Below are 15,492 nucleotides of genomic sequence, written 5' to 3'. Positions count from 1 at the left end.
ACGATTCTCCTCCTCAGCGACCGATGATCATCGCGCGCAGACTCTTCGGCACGAGCAGCGCAAGCAAGACGTGAACGACCAGAAACGCGCAGATCGCGGCCATGCAGAAGAAGTGGACATAGCGCGCGGCCGGATAATCGCCGAACAGCATCACGAGATAATAGAGCTGCACGGGCTTCCAAATCGCAAGGCCCGACAGCACGATCAGCACGCCGACCACGATGATGCCGGCATAGAGCAGCCGCTGCACGTAATTGTAGACGGTGAGATCGTCATGGCCGAGCTTGAAGGTCAGCGCCGCCCTGACGTCGTGGAGCACGCCCGATGCCGTGATCGGCAGCAGCTTCTTGCGGAAGCGGCCGGTGGCGATGCCGGTGACGAGATAGGCGAGGCCGTTGATCATCAGCAGCCACATCGCCGCAAAATGCCAGAGCAGGCCGCCGCCGAGCCAGCCGCCCAGCGTGTACTCGCGCGGAAAGCGGAAGTCGAACAGCGGCGAGGCGTTGTAGATCTGCCAGCCCGACAGGATCATCAGGATCATGGCGAGCGCGTTGATCCAATGCATGACCCGCACCCAGGCCGGCTGGATCACTTTGGACTTGGTGGCCGTGACCTGCTCGTCGGTGACTGTGAGGCTCGCCATGGCGGGTTCCATCCTGAGGGCGTGTGACAGCGATTATACGCCGGTGTTTCGGCTTTCGTTACATCCCGTTCGCCATCGAATCGATGTCGTGAGGCTATTGTGGTCACAAAAGAGCGAGCCGGGTATCCCCGGCTCGCGGTCTGAGGACGTCCTGTTCGGGGATGAAACAGGATCGCGCGGTGTTACGTCGCCGGCATCAGCACGGTATCGACCACATGGATCACGCCGTTCGACTGGTTGACGTTGGTGATCGTCACCATCGAGGTGCCGCCCTTGGCGTCGACGATCCAGACCTTGCCGTCCATTTTCTTCACCGTCAGCTCCTCGCCTTCGGCGGTCTTCAGCTTCTTACCGTCGGTGAGGTCGGAAGCCGCGAGCTTGCCGGGCACGACATGGTAGGTGAGGATCTTGGTCAGCGTCGCCTTGTTCTCGGGCTTGACCAGGTTGTCGACGGTGCCGGCCGGCAGCTTGCCGAAGGCGGCGTTGGTCGGCGCGAACACCGTGAACGGGCCCTTACCTTCGAGCGTCGGCACCAGGCCGGCCGCCTTCACCGCCGCCACCAGCGTGGTGTGATCCTTGGAGTTGACCGCGTTCTGGACGATGTTCTTGGACGGGTACATCGCGGCGCCGCCGACCATCACGGTCTTTTCCTCGGCACTGGCGGGCGCGACGACGGTCGCGGTGAGAGCCAGGGCGCTGAAGGCGGCGGCAGCGAGATAGGCAATGCGCTTCGACATGAGAGAGTCTCCCGATTGAATTGAGACCGGCGATGGCCGGCGTTGAGCTGAGCAACAACGGCGCCTGCGACAGTTGAGGGTGATGCAGCAGTGCCGTCGTTGGACCGAACTACGGGAGGGTTTCAGGTGCGGTTTCGGGGAAAAATTCTTTGTGATGGGTGAAACTATCGGCGGGGATGTTCGTGTGCGAACCAGAGCACGCGACAAAACCCCACTGCCGTCCTGGACAAGCGTAGCGAAGCCGTAGGATGGGCAAAGCGAAGCGTGCCCACCAAACGCAAATGCGGAGAGAGACGGTGGGCACGGCGCTTCGCGCCTTTGCCCACCCTACGACGGCGTGCCCGTTGAGGCAGTGTCCTCGCCTCAATCCCTGTTGTTCGGCGTCTGAATGAACCCGCGATTATGCGTCGGGCTGATCAGCACTTCGTTGATGCAGACCCTCGCCGGCATGCTCGCGATGAAGGCGATGGTACGACCGAGGTCTTCGGGCTGCAGCATCTTCGCCTGCTCGGCTTCGCTCGGCACCACCGGACGCAGCTTCAGGATCGGCGTCGCCACCTCGCCCGGCATCAGGCAGCAGGCGCGCAGGCCGTTGACGCATTCGTCCATGTTGAAGGAATGGGTCAGTGCCAGCACCGCGTGCTTGGTGGTGGTGTAGGCCGGGCCCGGCATCTTCGAGACGTGACGGCCGGCCCAGGACGAGACGTTGATGATGGAACCGTCCTGCTGCTGGCGCATCGTCGGCAGCACGGCGCGCATGCAATAAAGCACGCCGTTGAGATTGACCTGGACCAGTCTGTCCCAGCCCTCCAGCTCCATGTCCTTCCAGCTGCGTTTGGGGACATTGATGCCGGCATTGTTGACGAGCAGGTCGATGCGCCCGTGCTTCGCGACGATCTGATCGGCCGCCTTCTGGGCTGCGGCCGCGTTGGCGACGTCGAGCGCAATGGCCTCGGCCGCCCCACCGTCCCCCGTGATCTTCGCCACCACGGCATCGAGGGCTGACTGCCGCCGGCCCGAGACCACCACCGTCCAGCCGTCGGCAGCTAACGCCTCGGCGCCGGCCTCCCCGATCCCGCTGCCACCACCCGTGACCCAGGCCACGCGTTTCCCGCTTTTTGACATGCAAACTGTCTCCGTTGCTTCATCGGGGCGGTTTTTGCTAATCCAGCCCTCGGTTTTGACCGGCCTATGCCGGTGAGGAATGTTGCATGAACCAAGCTGCCAACGCCAATTTGTTTTCCCGCCTGTTCGAGGGCCTCGCCGATCCGAAGCGGCTCGCGATCGAGACGCATGACGGCGCCCATATCAGCTATGGCGATCTGATCGCGCACGCGGGCCAGATGGCGAACGTGCTGGTCGCGCGCGGCGTGAAGCCGGGCGACCGCGTCGCGGTACAGGTGGAAAAGTCGGTCACCAATATCGTGCTCTATCTCGGCACAGTGCGCGCCGGCGCGGTCTTTCTGCCGCTGAACACGGCCTATACGCTGAACGAGCTCGACTACTTCATCGGCGATGCCGAGCCGTCGCTGGTGGTCTGCGATCCCGCCAAGGCAGAAGGCCTCGCGCCGATCGCAGGCAAGGTGAGGGCGAAGGTCGAGACGCTCGGGGCTGACGGCAAGGGCTCGCTGACGGAGGCCGCAGACAAGGCGAGGAGCGAATTCACGACGGTGCCGCGCGAAAACGACGATCTCGCCGCGATCCTCTACACCTCGGGCACCACCGGCCGCTCCAAGGGCGCGATGCTGACGCATGACAATCTCGCGTCCAACTCGCTCTCGCTCGTCGACTATTGGCGCTTCACCGACAAGGACGTTCTGATCCACGCGCTGCCGATCTACCACACCCACGGCCTGTTCGTGGCGACCAACGTGACGCTGTTCGCGCGCGCCTCGATGATCTTCCTGCCGAAGCTCGATCCGGACCTGATCATCAAGCTGATGGCGCGCGCGACGGTGCTGATGGGCGTGCCGACCTTCTACACCCGCCTGCTGCAGAACCCCGCGCTGTCGCATGAGACGACGAAGCACATGCGGCTGTTCATCTCGGGCTCGGCGCCGCTGCTCGCCGACACCCATCGCGAATGGTCGGCGCGCACGGGCCATGCCGTGCTCGAGCGCTACGGCATGACCGAGACCAACATGAACACGTCGAACCCGTATGACGGCGAGCGCGTGCCCGGTGCGGTCGGCTTCCCGCTGCCGGGCGTCTCCGTGCGCGTGACCGATCCCGAGACAGGAAAAGAGCTGCCGCGCGACGAGATCGGCATAATCGAGGTGAAGGGGCCGAACGTCTTCAAGGGCTATTGGCGCATGCCGGAGAAGACTAAGGCCGAATTCCGGCCCGACGGCTTCTTCATCACCGGCGACCTCGGCAAGATCGACGACAAGGGTTACGTGCACATCCTCGGACGCGGCAAGGATCTCGTGATCTCCGGCGGCTTCAACGTCTACCCGAAGGAGATCGAGAGCGAGATCGACGCCATGCCTGGCGTGGTGGAGTCGGCCGTGATCGGCGTGCCGCACGCCGATTTCGGCGAGGGTGTCACGGCCGTGCTGGTGCGCCAGCCCGGCGCGAGCATCGATGAAGCGGCCGTGCTGAAGGGCCTCGACGGGCGCCTCGCGAAATTCAAGATGCCCAAGCGGGTCTTCGTGGTCGACGAGCTGCCGCGCAATACGATGGGCAAGGTGCAGAAGAACATCTTGCGCGAGACGTACAAGGATATTTACGCGAAGAAGTAGGAGCGAATGCTCCGGGGCTGGGGAGATGCATGAAGCGCGAGCAGGCTGTCCGGATCAACGATCATCTCCTCGATGCTTATAGGGCCCTCGACCAGGCCCGAATGGGCATCGCGGCACTTGGCAAGGCTGAGCGGATCGGGTTCGGAGATTGGCTTGAGGAAGTCGTTGCCGCCTTAGAGGACGAACTGCTCCAGCCGATCTACGATCAGTACCCGGATCTGGAGCCGCCAAAATCCGATCGAGAACCGCTGAGGTATATTTGCGAACTCACGTGGGATGAGGTGCAGCTCCCGGCGTCGATGACCGAAAAGCAACTCGACGAGATTATTTTCTCGGTCATGAAGCCGACCTGGCGAAAAACCGCGATGATGGTCACCTATGTGTTGGATCGCTGCAAAGAGCTTGGATTGCAGATCGAAGGCGAAGTGATTGCTGCGCGATTGAAGGTGCTTTCCGACTCCGATCGCATCGAAGGCATCGGCGATCTCCGATCATGGTTCCACAGCGAAGTGCGACTGAAGGATTAGTCCGCCTTGCGTTTTCTGGCTCTGCTCTCTCCCCGTCATTGCGAGGAGCACTTGCGACGAAGCAATCCTGAATCGTTCCGCAGAGACAGCCTGGATTGCTTCGCTTCGCTCGCAATGACGGTGGATGTGGCGGCTACAGCCAGCCCAGCAGGCTCAGGACGAACCGGCTGCCTACGATCAACAGATAACACCCGAACGCCATCTCCAGCGTGCGCTTCGACATTGCATCCGCGGCCTTCACGCCGAGCGGCAGGGTGACGAGGCTCATCGGCATCATCAGCGCGGCGCGGAGCAGCGAGACGAGCTGAACCCGAAGGGCACTTGCAGGGCTGCGACAAGCCGGATAGCTCGCCGCGGCGGGCCATCCGGCATAGATGCAGCCGAGCGCATCGGCAGCAGTAGGCGATCCGATCTGGGCGGCCGAACGTCGCGCGGCCCGGCTGGGGTGGAATGCAGGTTGCGCATATCGGCCCGCAGCGCGTGAACCGGTGAGAGTGCCAAAAACCCAATCGGGCAACGGCCCGGGCAGATTCGCGCCCGGCATCCTTCGCTAACGCATTGCCACGCCCCGGCTCGCAACGGCTTAGAGGCGTTCCAGTAGTGATTTCAATGCGCCAAACGCCGGCCCCGAAGTGATGAATTTAGATTCCTATGTTCGTTTGCGGACCGATAGGCTGGTATACCAAGACCCTGATTGGCCTTGGTTCATCAAGGCCATAGAGCTGAACCACAGTTCGTTTTATGGCGATTTGGTGATTGCGCAGGCCAGATCGACTCCGTAAATAGAGCCCACCTTTCGCGATCCCCGCGCGCCCCATGCTGGGCCGCAACAAACATCAAAAGCCGCCCATGACCGCACGGATCGAACGACCGCTTTCGCCGCACATCCAAACCTATCGCTGGACGCTGACGATGGCTCTATCCATCGTGCACCGCGCCACCGGTATCGCCCTTTACGTCGGAACCCTGCTGCTGGTCTGGTGGCTGGTTGCCGCGGCCTCCGGCCCGACCGCCTATGCCCATGTCCAGGCTTTCTCCAGCAGCATCATCGGCCGGCTGATTGTGTTCGGCTACACCTGGGCCCTGATGCACCACATGCTCAGCGGCATCCGGCATTTCGTCTGGGATCTCGGCTACGGCTTCAAGGCCAATGAGCGCGAAGCGCTGACCTGGGGCGCCCTGGTCGGCGGCATCGCACTGACGGTGCTGATCTGGATCATCGCTTATGCGAACGGAGGCGGCCGATGAGCTTTGACGAGTCGCACGGCTCTCCGAAGCGTCCCTCGATGCGCACCCCGCTCGGGCGCGTCCGCAATCTCGGCGCCGCGCATTCCGGCACGTCCGATTTCTGGCGCCAGCGCATCACCGGCGTCGCCATGACGCTGCTGATGATCCCGGCGCTGGTCATCATCATGATGCTGCTCGGCCGCAACCAGGTCTATGCGGCGCAGACCCTGAGCTCCATTCCCGTTGCGGTGATCCTGCTGCTCTTCATCTTCGCCAGCGCCTGGCACATGAAGATCGGCATGCAGGTGGTGATCGAGGACTACGTCCATAACGAGAAGCTCAAGCTCACCGCGATCATGCTCAACAATTTCTTCTCGGTCGCCGTGGCGCTCGCCTCGACCTACGCGATCCTGAAGCTCTCTTCCGGAGTGTAACCCATGGCCGCTGAGACCAATGGCAAGGGCAACGGCGCTCCCGCCACCAACGGAAAAGCCTATCCGATCGAAGACCACACCTACGACGTCGTCGTGGTCGGCGCCGGCGGCGCCGGCCTGCGCGCTGTCGTCGGCTGCAGCGAAGCGGGCCTCCGCACCGCCTGCATCACCAAGGTGTTTCCGACCCGTTCGCACACGGTCGCGGCGCAGGGCGGCATCTCCGCTTCGCTCGGCAACATGCACAAGGACGACTGGCGCTGGCACATGTACGACACCGTGAAGGGGTCGGACTGGCTCGGGGACCAGGACGCGATCGAATACATGGTGCGCAACGCGCCCGACGCGGTCTACGAGCTCGAGCATTGGGGCGTGCCGTTCTCGCGCACCGAGGACGGCAAGATCTACCAGCGTCCGTTCGGCGGCATGACCACCGAGTTCGGCAAGGCCCAGGCGCAGCGCACCTGCGCCGCGGCCGACCGCACCGGCCACGCCATGCTGCACACGATGTACGGCCAGTCGCTGCGCCACGCGGCCGAGTTCTTCATCGAGTTCTTCGCCATCGACCTGATCATGGACGACCAGGGCACCTGCCGCGGCGTCGTCGCGCTCAAGCTCGACGACGGCACGCTGCATCGCTTCCGCGCCCAGACCACGATCCTAGCGACCGGCGGCTATGGCCGCGCCTACGCCTCCTGCACCTCGGCGCACACCTGCACCGGCGATGGCGGCGGCATGGTGCTGCGCGCCGGCCTGCCGATGCAGGACATGGAGTTCGTGCAGTTCCACCCGACCGGCATCTACGGCTCGGGCTGCCTCGTCACCGAGGGCGCCCGCGGCGAAGGCGGCTATCTCGTCAACGCCGAAGGCGAGCGCTTCATGGAGCGCTATGCGCCGTCGGCCAAGGACCTCGCTTCGCGCGACGTGGTCTCGCGCGCGATGACCATCGAGATCCGCGAGGGACGCGGCGTCGGCAAGAAGAAGGACCACATCTTCCTGCATCTCGACCATCTCGATCCCGCCGTGCTCGCCGAGCGTCTGCCGGGCATCTCGGAATCGGCCAAGATCTTCGCCAATGTCGACGTGACGCGCGAGCCGATCCCGATCGTGCCGACCGTGCATTACAACATGGGCGGCATCCCCACGAACTATCACGGCGAGGTGCTGACCAAGAAGGACGGCGACGACAACGCGGTGATCCCCGGCCTGATGGCGATCGGCGAAGCGGCCTGCGTCTCCGTGCACGGTGCCAACCGCCTCGGCTCCAACTCGCTGATCGACCTCGTCGTATTCGGCCGCGCCGCCGCGTTGCGCCTGGCCGAAAAGCTCACACCCAACGCCAAGCAGCCCGAGCTGCCGACGAACTCGGCCGAGATGGCGCTCGGTCGCCTCGACCATTACCGCTACGCCTCAGGCGGCACGCCGACCGCGAAGCTGCGCGAAGGCATGCAGCACGTGATGCAGAACAATTGCGCGGTGTTCCGCACCGGCGAAGTGCTGAGCGAAGGCCAGAACCTGATCGCGAAGGTCCACAGCGGCATCACCGACATCGCCGTCTCCGACCGCTCGCTGGTGTGGAATTCGGACCTCGTCGAGACGCTGGAATTCGACAATCTGATCTCGCAGGCGGTGGTGACGATGAACTCGGCCGCCAACCGCACCGAGAGCCGCGGCGCCCATGCCCGCGAGGACTTCTCCGAGCGGGACGACAAGAACTGGATGAAGCACACGCTGGCCTGGCTTGACGATGCCGGCAAGGTCAGGATCGAGTATCGCCCGGTTCACAACTACACCATGACCAACGACGTGCAGTACATCCCGCCCAAAGCTCGCGTTTACTAAGCGTCGCGCGTGTATTGATCGAACAGCGAAGGCCTTAATCGAATGGTTGAATTCGCACTTCCGAAGAACTCCAAGATCACTGGCGGCAAGACCTGGCCGAAGCCCCCGGGCGCGACCGAGCTCCGCGAGTTCAAGGTCTATCGCTGGAATCCGGACGACGGCAAGAATCCAAGCGTCGATACCTATTACATCGACACCAATGATTGCGGCCCGATGGTGCTGGACGGCCTGATCTGGATCAAGAACCACATCGACCCGTCGCTGACCTTCCGTCGCTCCTGCCGTGAAGGCGTCTGCGGTTCCTGCGCGATGAACATCGACGGCCAGAACACGCTGGCCTGCACCAAGTCGATGCACGACGTGAAGGACGGCGCGGTGAAGATCAACCCGCTGCCGCACCAGCCGGTGGTGAAGGACCTCGTCCCTGACCTCACCAATTTCTACGCGCAATACGCCTCTGTGGAGCCCTGGCTGAAGACGACCTCGCCGACCCCGCAGAAGGAATGGCGCCAGAGCCACGAGGACCGCGAGAAGCTCGACGGCCTCTACGAGTGCATCCTCTGCGCCTGCTGCTCGACCTCCTGCCCGAGCTATTGGTGGAACAGCGAGCGCTATCTCGGCCCCGCCGCGCTGCTCCAGGCCAACCGCTGGGTCTCGGATTCGCGCGACGAGGCCACCGGCGAGCGGCTCGACAATCTCGAGGACCCGTTCCGGCTCTATCGCTGCCACACCATCATGAACTGCGCCAAGGCCTGCCCGAAGGGCCTCAACCCGGCCGAAGCCATCGCCGAGCTCAAGCTCAAGATGGTCGAACGCCAGATCTGAGGCGAAGTCCCCTCTTCCGCCCCGGCCAAACCGGCCGGGGTGTTCTGCATTTGCCGTCAATTCGAGCAGAATTTTTTCTGACCCGCTCGACGCGCAAATTTCCGGCTCGCAACCAACGGTTCCAGCACAAGCTGCTTCCTTCCTTGCGCGAGATTCAGTTAAGCTCCCGTCAGGGACGGAGCGACTGTGCAGAGGGCGCAACGCAACTCGCTGAGGCTGTTGCAGTGGATGATGGCGGCATCCCTGGCGCTGCCGATTGGGCTGTTCGTCGTTGCTGCCGCGATCTCCTACACATCGACCAACGATACCGCCGACCGCGAGATCGAGCGCACGGTCGACGTCGCACATGAGCACGCGCTCAAGGTCTTCGAGACCATCGACCGCAGCCTCGCCGAGCTCAACGAGGTCGTGCGCAGCCTGCCCGACGGCATCATCCGCGAGCGCGAGCCGACGCTGCATCGCCGGCTAAAGCGGCTGACCGATTCGCTGCCGCAGCTCAAATCGGCCTGGATCTTTGATGCGAACGGAAAGGCGCTGGTCAACAGCCTCGTCTCGCCGCCGCCGGACCTGAGCTTTGCCGACCGCGATTACTTCTATTCCCATGTCGACCAGAGCATCGGCACGTTCATCGGCACGGCCCTGACGCCACGACCGCCCTATCAGGGCGCCCGATTCTTCGGAGTCAGCCGCCGCCGCGAGTCCGACGACGGCCGCTTCATCGGCGTGATCCAGGCCTCCGTGCTGCCGGAATATTTCGAAAGCTTCTATGCCAGGATTGGCACCGATCCCGGCAGCTTCTTTGCGATGGGGCGCACCGACGGCGCAATGCTCGCGCATTTTCCCCGGCTCGACCACGAGCTTCGGCTCGATCCGACCGGACCGGTGGGCCAGAAGATCGCGACCCAGCCCGTGCACGGCCTCATCACGGTCGCCTGGCCCTCGGACGGTATCGAGCGGCGCATCGCCTATCGGCGCGTCGCCGAATATCCGATCTATGTCAGCGCCGGGTTGGAGACCTCTGCGATCCGCGCACGCTGGCTCGCCACCATCGGCCAGCATCTGGTGTTCGGCATTCCCGCCACCGCGCTGCTGTTCCTGCTGCTGGCGCTCGCTCTGCGGCGCACCCAGCACCTTCAGGCCGAAGCTGCAAAGCGGCGCGAGGCTGAGGAGGCGCTCAAGCACAGCCAGCGCCTGGAAGCGCTCGGCCAGCTCACCGGCGGCGTCGCGCATGACTTCAACAACCTCCTGACGGTGATCCGCGCTTCGGTCGATCTCTTGAACCGTCCGCAGCTGACGGAGGAGCGGCGACAGCGCTACATCACGGCCATTGCCGATTCGGTGGCGCGTGCGGCCAAGCTGACTTCGCAACTGCTCGCCTTTGCGCGGCGCCAGACCCTCAAGCCGGAGGTGTTCGACGTCGGCGCACGGGTGCAGTCGCTGCACGACATGCTCGCCACGCTGCTGGGCCCCGCGATCGAGATCGTCATGCAGCTGCCGGCGGAGCCGTGCCTCGTCAATGCCGATGCCAGTCAGTTCGAGACGGCGCTGATCAACATGGCGACCAACGCGCGCGATGCCATGCAGGGCCAGGGGCGAATCGTTTTCAAGGTCGAGGCCACGACGACCGTTCCCGACGCGCTGGTGCAGCTTTCGGCCAGCCCGGACCACGGCTTCGTCCGCGTCACCGTCAGCGACACCGGCGTCGGCATTCCCGCCGCGCGGCTCGGCCGCATCTTCGAGCCGTTCTTCACCACCAAGCAGGTCGGCCGCGGCACCGGCCTCGGCCTGTCCCAGGTGTTCGGATTCGCCCGGCAGTCCGGCGGCGAGGTGACCGTGGCGAGCGAGGTGGGGCACGGCAGCACCTTCTCGCTCTATCTACCGCGCTTGCCGCCGGGCCTGCTGCCGCAACGCCAAGCGCCCAACATGGCGCCGGCGGTGGCCGGCAGCGGCATGTCGGTGCTGGTGGTCGAGGACAATATCGAGCTGGCCAATTTCGCCGCCGATGGCCTCACCGAGCTCGGCTATAGCATCACGCTGGTCGACAACGCGACCGACGCGCTCGCCGAGCTCGTCGTGGACGCCGATCGCTTCGATGTCGTGTTCTCGGACGTGGTGATGCCCGGGATGACCGGGCTCGATCTGGCGCAGGCGATCCGCGAGCGCGGACTCGGCGTGCCGGTCGTTCTGACCACCGGCTACAGCCAGGCCCTGTCGCAGGAGGGTACCGGCGGCTGCGACCTCGTGCAGAAGCCTTATTCGATCGAGGAATTGTCGCGCGTTCTGCATCGGGCGGCGCGGATCCGGCACGTCAGGGACGGCGCCGCCGAATAGGGGCTCCGGAACCTCGCGGGAACCGGCCGAGTTCCCTTGGCGTTGTCCGTTCATGTACAAGCCGGCCGCGACGCGTGAAAAGGGCAAGAAGCCGCCCATCATCGATATCCAGGGCGAGAACGGCGAGGTGACACCGCCGCCGCCCGAGCTGGTCGAACCCGACCCCGAATTGTCACCCGAGGAAGCCGAGCAGGTCCGCAAGGATTATCTACTGACGCGGTTCTGGATCAGCGCCCGCGGCTTCTGGGGCCGCAACGGCGACCGCCTCGCCTGGCCGTTCTCGGTTGGTCTCGGCCTGCTGATCGTGCTGACCGTCGGCTTCCAATACGGCATCAACGTCTGGAATCGCGCGATCTTCGATGCCATCGAGAAGCGCGATGCAGCGAGCGTCTTCCATCTCACCGCAATGTTCTTCCCGCTCGCGATCGGCAGCATCGTGCTCGCAGTCGTGCAGGTGTTCGCGCGCATGGGCATCCAGCGACGCTGGCGCGCCTGGCTGACGGCGAGCGTGCTGACACGGTGGCTCAAGAACGGGCGCTATTACCAGCTCAACCTCGTTGGCGGCGATCACAAGAATCCCGAATATCGGATCGCGGAGGATCTGCGGATTGCGACCGATTCCCCCGTCGACTTTCTTGCCGGCGTGACGTCGGCGCTGCTGTCGGCCGCGACCTTCATCGTCGTGCTCTGGACCATCGGCGGGGCACTTACAGTCACGATCGGCGGTTCGTCCGTGACCATTCCGGGCTTCCTGGTGATCGCCGCGATGCTGTACGCCGCGATCGCATCCGGATCGATCGTGGTGATCGGCCGGCGCTTCGTGCAGGTCTCCGAGGGCAAGAACCAGGCCGAAGCCGAGTTCCGCTACACCCTGACGCGCGTGCGCGAGAACGGCGAGAGCATCGCCCTGCTCGGCGGCGAGGAGGAGGAGCGCGACGGCATCGATCGCAACTTCACGAGCGTGCTGCGGCAATGGGCGCGCCTTGCCGGCCAGCACATGCGCACCACGCTGGTGTCGCAAGGATCGAGCCTCGTTGCGCCGGTCGTGCCGCTTCTGCTCTGCGCGCCAAAATTCCTCGACGGCAGCATGACGCTGGGCCAGGTGATGCAGGCCGCGTCCGCCTTCACCATCGTGCAGAGCGCGTTCGGCTGGCTGGTCGACAATTATCCGCGGCTCGCCGACTGGAATGCCTGTGCGCGGCGCATCGCCTCGCTGATGATGTCGCTCGACGGCCTCGAGCGCGCCGAGCAGGGCGACGGCCTCGGCCGCATCAAGCGCGGCGAGACCAGCAACGAGGCCATGCTGGAGCTGAAGGATCTCTCGGTCACGCTCGACGACGGCACCGCCGTGGTCGGCGAGACCGAGGTGGTGATCGAGCCCGGCGAACGGCTGCTGGTCGCCGGCGAATCCGGCACCGGCAAGAGCACGCTGGTGCGCGCCATCGCCGGGCTGTGGCCGTGGGGCGGCGGCAGCGTGAATTTCCATGCCGATCGCCGGCTGTTCATGCTGCCGCAGCGGCCCTATGTGCCCTCCGGCTCCTTGCGGCGAGCGGTCGCCTATCCCGGCGCGGCCGACCACTGGACTTTGGACGAGATCAGCGCAGCCCTGCACAAGGTCGGCCTCGATCATCTCAAGGAGAAGATCGAGGAGGAGGCACCGTGGGACCAGACCTTGTCGGGCGGCGAGAAGCAGCGCCTCGCCTTTGCGCGGCTGCTCCTGCACAACCCCGACATCGTCGTGCTCGATGAGGCGACCTCGGCGCTCGACGAGAAGAGCCAGGACAAGATGATGCAGATGATCACCGAGGCGCTGCCGAAGGCGACCATCGTCAGCGTCGCGCATCGCGCCGAGCTGGAGGCTTTCCACAGCCGCAAGATCGTGCTGGAGCGGCGCAAGGGCGGCGCCAAGCTCGTCAGCGATATCGACCTGATTCCGCGCAAGGGCCGGCGCCGGCTGCTCGGGCGGTTCTTGCGGCAGCGCAAGGCGCCAAAGAAGGCGGCGTGATTCGTAGCCAGGATGGAGCGTAGCGCAATCCGGGAAGGTCCATCCGCGCGGCAAGAATCCCGGATTACGCTGCGCTCCATCCGGGCTACCGGACTGTGATCGAGCGTTGGAGTCCTCGTTAAAACCCGCTATGCATGCGCCGCCTGCAACGAGGATCTGCTGCTTGACGTCCGACAATGCCCCTTCGCCCGCGCCGTTCGGTGCGTTCGCGCCCAATGCGGCGCAGGCTGCGATCATCCGCCTCGCTCAACGGTCGGGGCTGAAGCGCGGCGCGTTCCGACCGTGGATGTCGCGGCTGGTCAATCTGCTGCGCAACGGTCCGGTCGACGTGCAATATCAGGGCGCCTCGTTCCGCTTCCATCACCAGGGCAGCGCGACCGAGCGCGGCGCGCTGTTCAATCCCGACTACAATCTCGACGAGCTCGACTTCCTGCGCCAGCACACCCCGGCGGGCGGCACGTTCGTCGATGTCGGCGCCAATGTCGGCACTTTCGCACTGGTGATGGCGCATCAGATCGGGCCATCCGGACAAGTGGTGGCGATCGAGCCGCATCCGCTGACCTTCGGACGGCTCTCGTTCAACCACGCCGCATCGAAGACGCCGCAGGTGCGCCTGGTGCAGGCCGCCGCGGGCGACAGCGACGGCGAGCTGATGATCGAGAGCGGCGGCGGCAACCTCGGCGCTACCCACGTCGTCACCGGCACGGCCAGTGCCGAGGCCATCAAGGTGCCGTCGCTGCGCCTGGTGCGCATTCTGGAGGAGGCCGGCGTCGGCCAAGTCGATTCGCTGAAGATCGACGTCGAGGGCTTTGAGGACCGCGTGCTGATCGGCTTCTTCCGCGACGCGCCGCAATCGCTCTGGCCACGTGCGGTGGTGATCGAGCATCTGTCACAAAACGAATGGCAGCAGGATTGTATTGCCGACATGGTCGGGCGCGGCTTTACGATCGCACGCAAGACACGAAGCAATACGTTTCTGTCCCGCTGACGGGTACGAACAAGGGAGGTTGCGATGATCGATCATCTGGGTTTCTCCGTCTCCGACTATGAGCGCGCCAAGGCGTTCTATGCGAAGGCACTGGCGCCGCTCGGCTACAGCCTGATCATGGAGGTCACTGCCGAGCAGACCAGACACGCTGCGGCTGCAGGCTTCGGAGCCGACGGCAAGCCCGATTTCTGGATCGGGGGCGAAGGCGCGATGAACAAGCCGGTGCACGTCGCCATCCACGCCAAGGACCGCCCCACAGTCGATGCATTCTACAAGACGGCGATGGCGGCCGGCGGCCGCGACAACGGCGCGCCCGGCATCCGCCCGCATTATCACGCGAACTATTACGGCGCCTTCGTGCTCGACCCCGACGGCCACAATATCGAAGCGGTCTGCCACACGCCGGAATAATCCGGTCTTCGAAGCGATGTGACGCGGAACATCGGTGCTGCACCTTCGTTGTTGTCCTCTGGACAACGATCCCGATGATGCCGATGCCGATTGAACCGCCCGAGATTCCGCCGTCGACGCCCGGTACGCCAACTGAGCCGCCGCCCGGAATCCCGCCCGGCAATCCGCAGCCCGAAATCACGCCGCCGGTGCGCGAGCCCGGCTCGCCGCCGCGGCCCGACGAATTGCCGGGCCGCATGCCTGAGGAGATCCCATCGCGCGGACCGAACGGGCCGCTCACGCCCAATCCTGCGACGGATGCGATTCCGCCGCGCGATCACGCGTGAAACGGCGAAGCAATGTCAGGCGATTGCCACCAGCGCCTGAATGCGCAATGAACGTTGCCATAGTGAGATGATTTGCGTGCAGAAATAAATCGGGTCGCAGTTGCATCGCCCGCCACAATGCGGCCTAACGCTTAGCCGTTCATCCCGACACTTCGACAAAGAACCTTCCGGGGAAGTTCACCACATGACCAACCTTCGTTTCGTGCTGCTTGCGACGACGGCTTTGACCGCGATGCAATTGGCCAACACCGCATCGCATGCGCAAGACGCTGCGCCGTTCGTCGTCGCTCAGGCCCAGCCGCAGGACGCGGGCCCTGACGGAAGACCGAAGCAGCCGCCGAAGGGACCGCCAGGCGCGGCGCCGCCTGCAGCACCCGCACGCCCCGCGGCTCCGCCGCCGGCGGCTGCACCGCCCCAGCCGCCTGCAGCTCCTCCGCCTCCCCCTGCGGCCCGCCCGG

At 64.6% G+C, this 15,492-nt stretch carries 14 protein-coding genes and 2 pseudogenes; 12 read left to right on the top strand and 4 right to left on the bottom strand.

All coding sequences use genetic code 11. The features are described from left to right. Positions 1-13: 13 nt before the first annotated feature. The 3 genes from ACM43_RS17195 to ACM43_RS17185 all read right to left on the bottom strand — a co-directional run bounded on the left by ACM43_RS17195 (position 14) and on the right by ACM43_RS17185 (position 2,505). The gene (locus tag ACM43_RS17195; protein WP_036002769.1) at positions 14-643 is read right to left on the bottom strand and encodes a cytochrome b/b6 domain-containing protein; all 630 of its coding nucleotides are present in this window, start codon (positions 641-643) and stop codon (positions 14-16) included. A gap of 182 nt (positions 644-825) precedes the next feature. After that, positions 826-1,380, bottom strand: a complete 555-nt coding sequence (locus ACM43_RS17190) for a fasciclin domain-containing protein (protein ID WP_036024154.1) — start codon at positions 1,378-1,380, stop codon at positions 826-828. 363 nt (positions 1,381-1,743) lie between these two features. Then, the gene (locus ACM43_RS17185; RefSeq protein WP_157284932.1) at positions 1,744-2,505 is read right to left on the bottom strand and encodes an SDR family oxidoreductase; all 762 of its coding nucleotides are present in this window, start codon (positions 2,503-2,505) and stop codon (positions 1,744-1,746) included. An 86-nt stretch (positions 2,506-2,591) separates the two neighbouring features. Between ACM43_RS17185 and ACM43_RS17180 the strand changes: the two genes are divergently transcribed. Continuing rightward, positions 2,592-4,121: a malonate--CoA ligase gene (locus tag ACM43_RS17180; RefSeq protein WP_271541534.1), complete on the top strand. Its 1,530-nt coding sequence runs from the start codon at positions 2,592-2,594 to the stop codon at positions 4,119-4,121. A 29-nt stretch (positions 4,122-4,150) separates the two neighbouring features. Beyond that, the gene (locus ACM43_RS17175; protein ID WP_271541532.1) at positions 4,151-4,648 is read left to right on the top strand and encodes a hypothetical protein; all 498 of its coding nucleotides are present in this window, start codon (positions 4,151-4,153) and stop codon (positions 4,646-4,648) included. Positions 4,649-4,781: 133 nt separating this feature from the next. Here ACM43_RS17175 and ACM43_RS38960 read toward each other — a convergent pair. After that, positions 4,782-5,039 (bottom strand): annotated as a pseudogene (locus ACM43_RS38960) (sulfite exporter TauE/SafE family protein); the annotation flags it as partial. Positions 5,040-5,497: 458 nt separating this feature from the next. Here ACM43_RS38960 and sdhC point away from each other — a divergent pair. The 10 genes and pseudogenes from sdhC to ACM43_RS17120 form a co-directional block, all read left to right on the top strand. Then, the gene (gene sdhC, locus ACM43_RS17165; RefSeq protein WP_271541832.1) at positions 5,498-5,896 is read left to right on the top strand and encodes a succinate dehydrogenase, cytochrome b556 subunit; all 399 of its coding nucleotides are present in this window, start codon (positions 5,498-5,500) and stop codon (positions 5,894-5,896) included. Beyond that, complete coding sequence (gene sdhD, locus ACM43_RS17160; protein ID WP_036002745.1) at positions 5,893-6,309, top strand: succinate dehydrogenase, hydrophobic membrane anchor protein; 417 nt, start codon at positions 5,893-5,895, stop codon at positions 6,307-6,309. The genes sdhC and sdhD overlap by 4 nt, the downstream gene beginning before the upstream one ends. Before the next feature lie 3 nt (positions 6,310-6,312). Next, entirely contained in the window at positions 6,313-8,148 is a 1,836-nt protein-coding gene (gene sdhA, locus ACM43_RS17155) for a succinate dehydrogenase flavoprotein subunit (RefSeq protein WP_271541526.1), read from the top strand. Between the two features lie 42 nt (positions 8,149-8,190). Then, positions 8,191-8,973, top strand: coding sequence for a succinate dehydrogenase iron-sulfur subunit (locus tag ACM43_RS17150; protein WP_036002750.1), 783 nt, complete (start codon positions 8,191-8,193; stop codon positions 8,971-8,973). Between the two features lie 186 nt (positions 8,974-9,159). Further along, positions 9,160-11,304, top strand: a complete 2,145-nt coding sequence (locus ACM43_RS17145; protein ID WP_271541520.1) for a hybrid sensor histidine kinase/response regulator — start codon at positions 9,160-9,162, stop codon at positions 11,302-11,304. 52 nt (positions 11,305-11,356) lie between these two features. Further along, entirely contained in the window at positions 11,357-13,309 is a 1,953-nt protein-coding gene (locus ACM43_RS17140) for an ABC transporter ATP-binding protein/permease (RefSeq protein WP_271541518.1), read from the top strand. A gap of 163 nt (positions 13,310-13,472) precedes the next feature. After that, entirely contained in the window at positions 13,473-14,297 is an 825-nt protein-coding gene (locus ACM43_RS17135) for an FkbM family methyltransferase (protein ID WP_271541517.1), read from the top strand. 24 nt (positions 14,298-14,321) lie between these two features. Next, positions 14,322-14,708: a VOC family protein gene (locus ACM43_RS17130; protein ID WP_271541515.1), complete on the top strand. Its 387-nt coding sequence runs from the start codon at positions 14,322-14,324 to the stop codon at positions 14,706-14,708. Between the two features lie 83 nt (positions 14,709-14,791). Then, positions 14,792-15,034 carry a hypothetical protein gene (locus ACM43_RS17125; RefSeq protein WP_036002774.1) on the top strand — a complete coding sequence of 81 codons (243 nt, stop codon included), beginning with the start codon at positions 14,792-14,794 and terminating at the stop codon, positions 15,032-15,034. Positions 15,035-15,218: 184 nt separating this feature from the next. Further along, positions 15,219-15,492, top strand: a pseudogene (locus tag ACM43_RS17120) (OmpA family protein); the annotation flags it as partial.

The sequence above is a fragment of the Bradyrhizobium sp. CCBAU 45321 genome (genome assembly GCF_028128975.1).
GTDB lineage: Bacteria > Pseudomonadota > Alphaproteobacteria > Rhizobiales > Xanthobacteraceae > Bradyrhizobium > Bradyrhizobium yuanmingense.
Note: the sequence above shows the minus strand (reverse complement) of the source record. Positions and strands in the feature narration are given on the sequence as shown.

Coding starts and splice junctions, on each gene's coding strand:
- ACM43_RS17195 (WP_036002769.1), bottom strand. CDS start 643: ATGGCGAGCCTCACAGTCACCGACGAGCAGGTCACGGCCACCAAGTCC.
- ACM43_RS17190 (WP_036024154.1), bottom strand. CDS start 1,380: ATGTCGAAGCGCATTGCCTATCTCGCTGCCGCCGCCTTCAGCGCCCTG.
- ACM43_RS17185 (WP_157284932.1), bottom strand. CDS start 2,505: ATGTCAAAAAGCGGGAAACGCGTGGCCTGGGTCACGGGTGGTGGCAGC.
- ACM43_RS17180 (WP_271541534.1), top strand. CDS start 2,592: ATGAACCAAGCTGCCAACGCCAATTTGTTTTCCCGCCTGTTCGAGGGC.
- ACM43_RS17175 (WP_271541532.1), top strand. CDS start 4,151: ATGAAGCGCGAGCAGGCTGTCCGGATCAACGATCATCTCCTCGATGCT.
- sdhC (WP_271541832.1), top strand. CDS start 5,498: ATGACCGCACGGATCGAACGACCGCTTTCGCCGCACATCCAAACCTAT.
- sdhD (WP_036002745.1), top strand. CDS start 5,893: ATGAGCTTTGACGAGTCGCACGGCTCTCCGAAGCGTCCCTCGATGCGC.
- sdhA (WP_271541526.1), top strand. CDS start 6,313: ATGGCCGCTGAGACCAATGGCAAGGGCAACGGCGCTCCCGCCACCAAC.
- ACM43_RS17150 (WP_036002750.1), top strand. CDS start 8,191: ATGGTTGAATTCGCACTTCCGAAGAACTCCAAGATCACTGGCGGCAAG.
- ACM43_RS17140 (WP_271541518.1), top strand. CDS start 11,357: ATGTACAAGCCGGCCGCGACGCGTGAAAAGGGCAAGAAGCCGCCCATC.
- ACM43_RS17130 (WP_271541515.1), top strand. CDS start 14,322: ATGATCGATCATCTGGGTTTCTCCGTCTCCGACTATGAGCGCGCCAAG.
- ACM43_RS17125 (WP_036002774.1), top strand. CDS start 14,792: ATGCCGATTGAACCGCCCGAGATTCCGCCGTCGACGCCCGGTACGCCA.